This window comes from Enterovibrio norvegicus (assembly GCF_002876705.1).
GTDB classification, from domain to species: domain Bacteria; phylum Pseudomonadota; class Gammaproteobacteria; order Enterobacterales; family Vibrionaceae; genus Enterovibrio; species Enterovibrio norvegicus_B.
In genome coordinates, this window is record NZ_MDAG01000023.1 from 1 (window position 1) to 8421 (window position 8421).

The following is an 8421-nucleotide window of genomic DNA, read 5'->3' on the forward strand; positions in this document are numbered from 1 at the left end:
TCGCTTTCTCGCTTTCTCGCGACGTCGTGATCTAATCACCTAACCTCTGCGTAACCACAAAAAACACACAGAGGGGAAGATCATGTCTAATGCCGTTCGTGAAACAGAGAAAGCCGTCATTGTGAGTTGTATTGACACCAGCAAGTATCTTGTTGGGATTGAAGCAGGGAAGGGAACCATTACTTACCAAAGAAGCCCAGCGGGCGAGCTGCTGTTTTATGGCTGCCTTAACCTCGCCAAAGCATCCTTGGTTGATCAAGGCTTCCGTGTCGCCACCTTGGTGATGGATAGCCCTTATGACGAAATGATTGGCGAGGAAGGCCACGAGAGTGCATCACACGAGATTCCGCTTGTATAATCGACCCAGTCCTCACATTTTTTGAATAAATACAGGCCGCTGTTCATCGCGGCCATTTATTCGTCACAAAAAATCACTACACTGTGCGCCAGCTTTAATGTGCGTCTACTATCTCTAGAATGTTACCAAGTGTACATTGATGTGAATTCGATGTTATTTGCAGGTGCCAGAGAGGGCGCAGCGCAGTGTCAAATCAGCCTTGAGAACTGTGTGATTTTAAGATTTGAGGAATGGCGCGATGTATTTGTTTATGCTGGATGTCGATGGAACACTCATCGACAGTTATGACTTCGATTCGGAATGTTTTCGATCTGCGATCGAAGACGTCATGGGAGTTCAACTTACAGATGAATTGGGCACGTTTTTAAACGTGACAGACATCGGTATTCTTGAAGAGTTGATTGAGCAACAAGGCATGCGCGAGAATCGCATGAAGATTCTTCGCGACGTGAAGAGTGTATTCCTGAGCAAGCTGCGCGCATACATTGCGTCCAATAGCCATGAACTCAAAGCTTCCCCAGGTGCGATTCAATTTGTTAACGACATGAAGATGCACCCTAGCGTCGTGCTTGCTATTGCAACGGGTGGTTGGGAAGAATCAGCTCGCATGAAACTTCGCGCTGCAGGGTTTGATATCAGCCAAGTGAGTTTTGCTTCTTGTTCGGATGCCATGACACGCAGCGAGATCATGGCATTAGCGGCGTTCCGTGCAAAACAAGACACTGGTGCACTCTTTACTCGCCGCGTGTATTTCGGTGACGGTGAGTGGGATAAAATGGCAACTAATACCCTTGGTTACGAATTCGTTGCAGTGGGAAATAATGTTCAACACCACACGCGTATTCCGAACTTTGCGCACTACGACGCGATTTTTGGCAAGTTAGGATTGAGCGACATGCTGAAGGCAAAAACTGCATAATCGCAACGCTTAAAACGAAAACGTTAACGAATACAAAAACAGCGCCTCATAAGGCGCTGTTTTGCTTTCTAGCTCAACTATAAACACACAAATCAGAATGACAGGGTTACCATTGCGAGATGATTATGCGTTTGCTTGGTTTGACGAGGTACGGCTCTCTTTCACTTTTTGCTTCAATTGCTCAAAGTAAATAGAGGTTTCTTGTGCAACCACGTGGCGAAGAATGATCAAGCCAATGAGGTTTGGCACCGCCATTAATCCGTTTACGATATCCGCAATTAGCCAAATCATATCCAATTTGATAAATGCACCCGAAAGAACCAATGCGACAAAGATGATTTTGTACGGCAACACGGCGCGTTGGCCAAACAAATAAATTGCACATCGCTCACCGTAGTAGTTCCAACCCAAAATGGTGGTGAATGCAAAGAACATCAAACCGATCGCAACCACGATAGGGCCATACTCTTGGTTCAATCCGATGGAAAACGCTTCTGTGGTCATTTGGGCGCCCGCGATATCCATTGACCAAACACCCGTCAAAACCAACGCCAGTCCCGTCATTGAACAGATAACGATGGTGTCCAAAAAGGTGCCAACCATAGAAATCAAACCCTGACGAACGCATGAGTTTGTTTGTGCTGATGCAGCGGCCATTGGTGCACTTCCCAAGCCAGATTCATTCGAGAATACACCCCGAGCAACACCCGATTGAATGGCAAGCATAATGCTGGCACCCACAAAACCCCCCGTCGCCGCTGTTTGTGTGAAAGCAGATTCGATGATCAAACCGATGGCGGATGGAATTGCGTCGGCATGGTTGAACAAGATGGCCGCACACGCCGTCACATAAATCACAGTCATGGTTGGTATCACTTTGCTGGCAATACCTGCAATGGATTTAATGCCGCCGATCGTGGCGGCTGCAACCAAAGTGGTTAGCACAATAGCTGTGATTTCATGTGGGATGTTGAATGCAATATGGCTTGCATCAACAATGGCATTGACCTGTGGAAAGGTACCAATACCGAAGCACGCAACACCGATGGTAAAGAATGCGAATAGACGGGCTAACCATTTTTGCCCAGCACCTTTTTCAAGGTAGAGCATTGGGCCACCAAGCATATTGCCAGATGCATCTTTCTCACGGTATTTCACCGCAAGCAGGCACTCTGCATACTTTGTTGCCATGCCAAATAGGGCTGCCATCCACATCCAAAAGAGTGCGCCTGGGCCGCCAAGCTTAATGGCCGTAGCAACACCCACAATGTTACCTGTACCAATGGTGGCTGACAGTGCGGTGCAAAGTGCGGCAAAACTAGAAACGTCACCTTTGCCTTGAACCCCTTTTTCTTTTTTAAAGATATAGGTCAACGCAAGTGGCAGTTTGAGGATCTGGATCGCGCCGAGGCGAAACGTAAAATAGACACCTGTGCCAACAAGTAGCAGAAGTAGGGGTGGGCCCCACACGAGGTTATCGATGGTTTGTAGAAAGTTATACAGTGAATGGTTCATTTATCCCCCTTTAGATTCAAAGGAGGAGAGTAGCCGCAAAAAGTAGCAGCAAAGTGGGTACTTTGTCGCGGTTATCTCCTCTGTCCTTTTGCCTGAGAGTTTCACTCGCAATCACCCAAAAAAGATTGAGTAAGCAAGTTTGCTCCTTCGGCGTCCGATTTAACGGATCTCTCCAGAGGCTCCTCCAACAACAGTCCATACCTGAACGCAAATGGCGTTCTCAGGTGCCTGAAAGATTTACTTCTTCGGCGGACGGCGATAGCCATCTCTCTCCTGCTGTCTTCATCGGAACATCAAATTTTCGCAAGTATCATAGATCACAAAATTACGATTGCAATGAGAAATAGGGGCTTTGATTGAAATGATGGGTTAAGTGAGTAAAAAATACATAATTGTGTTAATAAAAGGTTTCCGCAATGAAAAATAAAAAGAGAGATGCAGCAAAGCATTGGTTTTTTAAGGCGCAGAACATACGGGAAGTGGCTATCTTATATATGAGACGAGACGGCATTCGAAATATGGCTTCAATTCTCTCATTGAAAACCTCAGCGCTCTCTCAAGGAACTGTTATCTCGGCCGATATATTATCATCTTAGCTGGCTTGTTAGTGTAAATGACTACGTTTAACGACTTACTTGGAACCTCACCTGATGCCTCCGCTGCCACTGTAAAGCAGCGCTATAAGCTATTGTCTTCTCGAGTACATCCAGACAAGGGCGGATCGCAAGCGCTCATGCATTTGGTACGCCACTCCTACGAAAACGCTGCGAAAGGGAAAGGGCAGAATTTACTGACCATTCCTGCTTCTGCCTCCGTAAGGGAAGGTGGAACATTCGAACGTGAACTGAATCAGCTCAAGAAAGAGAAAGAAGAGCTTTCGGCGTTAAATCAACTGCTAAAAGGTCAATTGGCGCAAGCCAAGAAAGGCTCAGCTTCGCGAGAAGGCCCGATAAAGAATACTGAGTTATTGAGAAAAATCTCGTTACTTGAAGGTGAGATCGTGCTGCTCAAAGATGAGCGAAGCCGATTAATGCCACAAAAAGAAGCCGCTATTGCTGAGCAGAAAAAACTCGCCGCTGAGTTACGTCGTGTTCTTTCAGAAAACGAGGTGCTTGAAACTGAGTTAGACAGGACAAGTGGCGTAAAAAGTCCCGGCTTGATGCCTTGGGCAAGCAAGTTTTGGCTACCTGCAGTGATCGTTTCTCTATGCCTTGCCGTTGTGATTATTGGTGCGAGGCAAGTGAGTTGGCCTGATTTTACTACCTGGTTTGAAGACGCGTCGATTGAGCCCAAAACGCCGACGGTTAAAGTGGTCTACATAGAAAACGAGACGGATGGCCAACAGGAAAACGTCCTCGAACCTGTCGATGCGCAAAAAGAAGCAGTGCGTAACGAACCGATGCCATTTTTACAGCTAACGAGCAAGCCGGGCGTATGGTCACTTGCTCGTTTTACAGTATCTGAAGCGCCTTATATTGCAATACGCAGTGACAAAGGTTCGTACATTGTCACTGATTGTTCGGGTAGTTTTAATTTGTACTTAAATAAACCGTTCAAGCCTTTGCGTGTGCCAGCAAACTTGATTTATTTGCATCAAAATCAACACTTTCATGTGTATGACATACCCTATGGACAAGGGTCGTCCTCAGACAGTTGGATGCAGAGCCGCAAACTGCAAATCAATGATGAATATTTTACGAGCAATGAATTCAAAACAAGCGCAATGGCACTCTTAGAAAAATGCAGCAAACGGTCGTGAGCTGAGAGTAAGACAAAAGATTGATCAACATTTTAATGTCATGCATACGCAAAAAATGAAAACTCGTTATAAGCTTATGAATAGCTAGAGATATTTGGAGTACCGACACACATGTCACAAGAAAGCTACTTGTTGCATAAGTTTAAACCAGAACGTCAAGACATGGCGAAGGGCATCCTCGCTCGTCAACGCTTGGTGGTCAGTGAATGTGTGGGAATTAAAGGTTATGTCACCGGAATTGGTATTCCTGCATGGTCAGACAACAACGAGCCTTCGAAGTTTGATGCGCAAGTCGTGCAGACGATTATGCAGTCAGGGTGCCGACTGATAGGCAAAACACAGGTTGATGATTTTGGCACCAGTATAAGCGGCATCAATCCCTTCCTCGCTAAACTGTCCAATCCCTATTCTTCAGAACGTCGCTTAGGCGGCTCGTCTTCTGGCGCTGCATTGGCGATTACTCAAGGCGCTGCCACGATAGCGGTCGGTAACGACTGCTGTGGTGGGGTGATCATTCCCGCGGCTTATAACGGACTTTATGCTTATCGCCCGTCTCCCGAGTTGTTAGACATGCGTGGTATTGCCACGGTTTCTCCTTCATTTGATGCGGTGGGTGTCATGGCGAAGCATTTGCCGTCGTTGCATCAAATCGCAGAGAAATGCTGGACGAAAGCACTTCGGCCTGTGAAGCTAAAAACAGTCAAGTACGCGTCAAGCCTGTTTCAAGATCTGTTGCCCATTGAAGCGATGTTGGAGTGGGAAGTGTTCTTTTCGACAGTTAAAGTTCCGAAAGAAGACGTTGCAACGTTTAGCAAGTTGATGTTGACGCAAGCGCAGAATATTCATTCGGTGATCTTAGGGCGAGAGATCGACTTTGAATACGGTCAGTGGCTTGATCATTACAAGCCGAAAATGTCTCAAGAAACTGAAGAGTATCTGAAGCGCATTCGAGGCAAAAGCTTTAAAGAGTTTGTAGAAACGAAAAAGAAGCGTGAATTTTTCACCAATACCTTTCAAGGCCTATTGAGCAGTGGGGAGTTATTAATGATCCCGACATCGCCGGGTCCTGCTGCAGAGAATGATGCTTTTGACCTTGAGACCTTCTTGATTAACCAGCGTCGCCTTTACGCGATTGCCGAAGTTGCAGGCTTACCGCAACTCACACTCCCATTGTTGACGGTTGATGGCATGCCGATGGGTATTTCATTGCTTGCACTTCCTGGTGAAGACCGTCTGTTATTTGACACTGCTGAACGTTGGTTTATCTAAAATAACACCGTGATACGCAACAAGTTTATCTTCCCAATTTTCGCCGTCCGTAGCCCACAAATCCCCCCTTTTCATGACTAGCGATTTCATCAACAGGTCAAGAAAAATTTATTTTTTTGACAAAATGCTGGTAATTCATTGTATTTAATGGAAAAAATAGCAATTGGCCTCATGCTGACCTATGCACAGAATCTGTGGATAACTAGGTGAATTAGTAGGTGGTGAAATATACTAAGTGATTGTTATATATTGATTTAATAGGTCGTATTAGATGGTTTGCTATCAGGTTTTTGCCTGTGAATGGTCTCTATTTCGATAAAATGAACAAAGTGGCGTGTTTTTGTATCAAATATCTTACGGCGCGGGTTTGTTTGAATAACAACATTTGGTCAGAGTGTTGGCTAAATGAGATCAAAGATAACTCTTTGAAGAGGGCACTAGATTTAACCGTCAAATGTTCCACGCTTTCTCCACCTTTATTGGAATCGAATGCGTGGAACTGATTTGAGATTAATGTGAAGAGGAGGGTGAACCACCAAACTCTTCAACGAAGTCAGACATACCGTTCTCGTTGTTGTCTTCTCCGCCAAAATCATCATCCGTATTTAGCCTGCCATCCCCATTAGTATCGAATGCAGCAAAATATGTATTGTTGATGTCATAGCTCGTTCCATCGTTTAGCGGGTTTTGGCTTTCGAGATCAAGGTAGTCTGGAATGTTATCTCCATCGCTATCCGGCGCAGGGTCAACACTTCCTTGAAGGCTCAAGTCGGTAAGCGTGAGCGAATCTCCCACGCTCCAAATACCCGCTTCGAGCACGTCTGGGATCGTGTCATTGTCACTGTCCAGGTCAAACTCATTGAGAACGTTGTCTCCGTCCTCATCTAGGGAAGAGCCAGCGCCAGACTGAGGAATCAATTGGATATCGCTGATACGGAAATTACCGCTGTGGAAGCTACTGTCGATGTAGAAATCAGGAAGGCTACCACTGATAAATACTTCTCGCACCGTGTTGTCATTGTGACGATATACGATGATGTCTTGCGATACCTCGATTGATAGGGTGTCACCAACAGCGACCCTAGGGTTTGTGGCATCACTGATGTTCGTACCGTTCTCGTAGATATATAAGTTTCCGTTCGAGAGGTAAAAAGCATAATCAATGTCTGTGTAGCTTGCTGAGCTTTCAACACTGCCTAGCCCTAGCATGTTGTAAGAGCCAAGCGAGGCAACCTTAAACGTCAGTTGATACCCGTCAGTAAACCCATACGTCGAAAAACGCTCAGAGTTGGCTTGATGTGCCCAGCTTCCCCCATTTGCGCGTAGCTCATCATCAGTAAATTCGGCATTGCCGTTAAAGTACGTCCAATTTGTTACGTCGACAGACACACGTTTTTCAACGGCGTTTGAAAGACCATCATTGTCGTTATCAATATCAGCATTGTTACCTGTACCGTCTCCATCAGAATCTAATGTCTCTGTTACATCCGTTGGGAAGGCATCGCCGTTATCACCCACACCGTCGCCGTCCGTGTCAGTATCCTCTGAAGGATCGAACGGGAAGGCATCATAGATATCGAGCGTGCCATCGTTGTCATCGTCATCATCATTAGGATTAGACAGACCATCGCCGTCGGCATCTTCCGCACGATCATCCACGCCGTTGCCGTTCAGATCGTTACCGCCGAGTTCATCATTGCCATCGAGCATGCCGTCGTTGTTGCTGTCGAACGCCGCAAAGTCGTAACCGTGCATGTCGAAAGCTGTGCCGTCATTCAGGGCGTTTTGGCTTTCCAAATCAAGATAATCAGGAATGCCGTCGCCGTCGGAATCTGGGGTAGGGTCAACGCTGGCTTGCAGGTCAATGCTATCAACAGTCAGGCTGCCATCGGCATCAGCGAGGCCAGCTTCGATCACGTCAGGGATGGTGTCGTTGTCGGAGTCCAAATCCACATCGTTGTTCACGCCGTCATTATCTGCATCGGCAGTAAAACCCGATCCGGACAGGGGTGTGAGCTCGATGTTGCTTAAACGCACTGTGCCGCTGTAGAAGCTGGAGTCGACATAGAAGTCTGGCGTGTCGCCGCTGTAACTGACTTCTCTGATTTGTTCGCCATTACGAAGGTAACGCACGGTGCCGTTATCAACTTCCAGCGTCAGCACATCGCCGACCGCCACACTGCCTGCGCCAAAGTTGACGCGGTGTGAACCATTTTCGTAGATATACAGGGTGGTATTGACAATGTAGAAGGCAAAATCAATATCAGTGTAACGTGCTGTGGTTTCGGTGTTACCGAGACCAACCATGTTGTTGCTGCCGAGGGCATCGACGGTGAAATTGAGACGGTAGCTGTCATCAAATCCATAGGTAGAAAAACGTGCGGAATTAGCTTGGTAAGACCAAGAACCACCGTTGGCGGAGAGCACACCGTCAGTGAAGCTGGAATTACCGGTTTGCACCGGCCAATCCACAATGTCAGCACTGGTGCGAAGCTCTAACTCATCGGATAAACCATCGTTATCGCGGTCGATGTCGCTGTTATCCCCCACACCGTCGCCATCTGAATCCGCGGTTTCAGTAGCATCTGTTGGGAAGGCATC

Annotated in this window: 5 protein-coding genes, 1 pseudogene and 1 riboswitch; of the genes and pseudogenes, 4 read left to right on the forward strand and 2 right to left on the reverse strand. The window is 46.7% G+C overall.

All coding sequences use genetic code 11. The annotated features are described in order from the left end of the window. The first annotated feature begins 82 nt into the window (after nucleotides 1–82). Nucleotides 83–358 (forward strand): DUF6482 family protein, encoded by a 276-nt coding sequence (locus tag BCT27_RS13825; protein ID WP_102318868.1) that lies wholly within the window; start codon nucleotides 83–85, stop codon nucleotides 356–358. A 238-nt stretch (nucleotides 359–596) separates the two neighbouring features. Continuing rightward, complete coding sequence (locus BCT27_RS13830; protein ID WP_102318867.1) at nucleotides 597–1277, forward strand: HAD family hydrolase; 681 nt, start codon at nucleotides 597–599, stop codon at nucleotides 1275–1277. Between the two features lie 123 nt (nucleotides 1278–1400). On the opposite strand, the gene BCT27_RS13835 is transcribed toward BCT27_RS13830, so the two are convergent. Continuing rightward, nucleotides 1401–2792: an alanine/glycine:cation symporter family protein gene (locus BCT27_RS13835; protein WP_102392128.1), complete on the reverse strand. Its 1392-nt coding sequence runs from the start codon at nucleotides 2790–2792 to the stop codon at nucleotides 1401–1403. Nucleotides 2793–2862: 70 nt separating this feature from the next. Then, a riboswitch (glycine riboswitch) is annotated at nucleotides 2863–2978 on the reverse strand. Between the two features lie 427 nt (nucleotides 2979–3405). Here BCT27_RS13835 and BCT27_RS13845 point away from each other — a divergent pair. Both BCT27_RS13845 and BCT27_RS13850 read left to right on the forward strand, forming a co-directional pair. Continuing rightward, nucleotides 3406–4551: a J domain-containing protein gene (locus tag BCT27_RS13845; RefSeq protein ID WP_241905245.1), complete on the forward strand. Its 1146-nt coding sequence runs from the start codon at nucleotides 3406–3408 to the stop codon at nucleotides 4549–4551. A 111-nt stretch (nucleotides 4552–4662) separates the two neighbouring features. Continuing rightward, complete coding sequence (locus BCT27_RS13850) at nucleotides 4663–5820, forward strand: amidase family protein (RefSeq protein ID WP_102396041.1); 1158 nt, start codon at nucleotides 4663–4665, stop codon at nucleotides 5818–5820. Between the two features lie 510 nt (nucleotides 5821–6330). On the opposite strand, the pseudogene BCT27_RS25485 reads toward BCT27_RS13850, so the two are convergent. Further along, nucleotides 6331–8421, reverse strand: a pseudogene (locus tag BCT27_RS25485) (hypothetical protein); the annotation flags it as partial.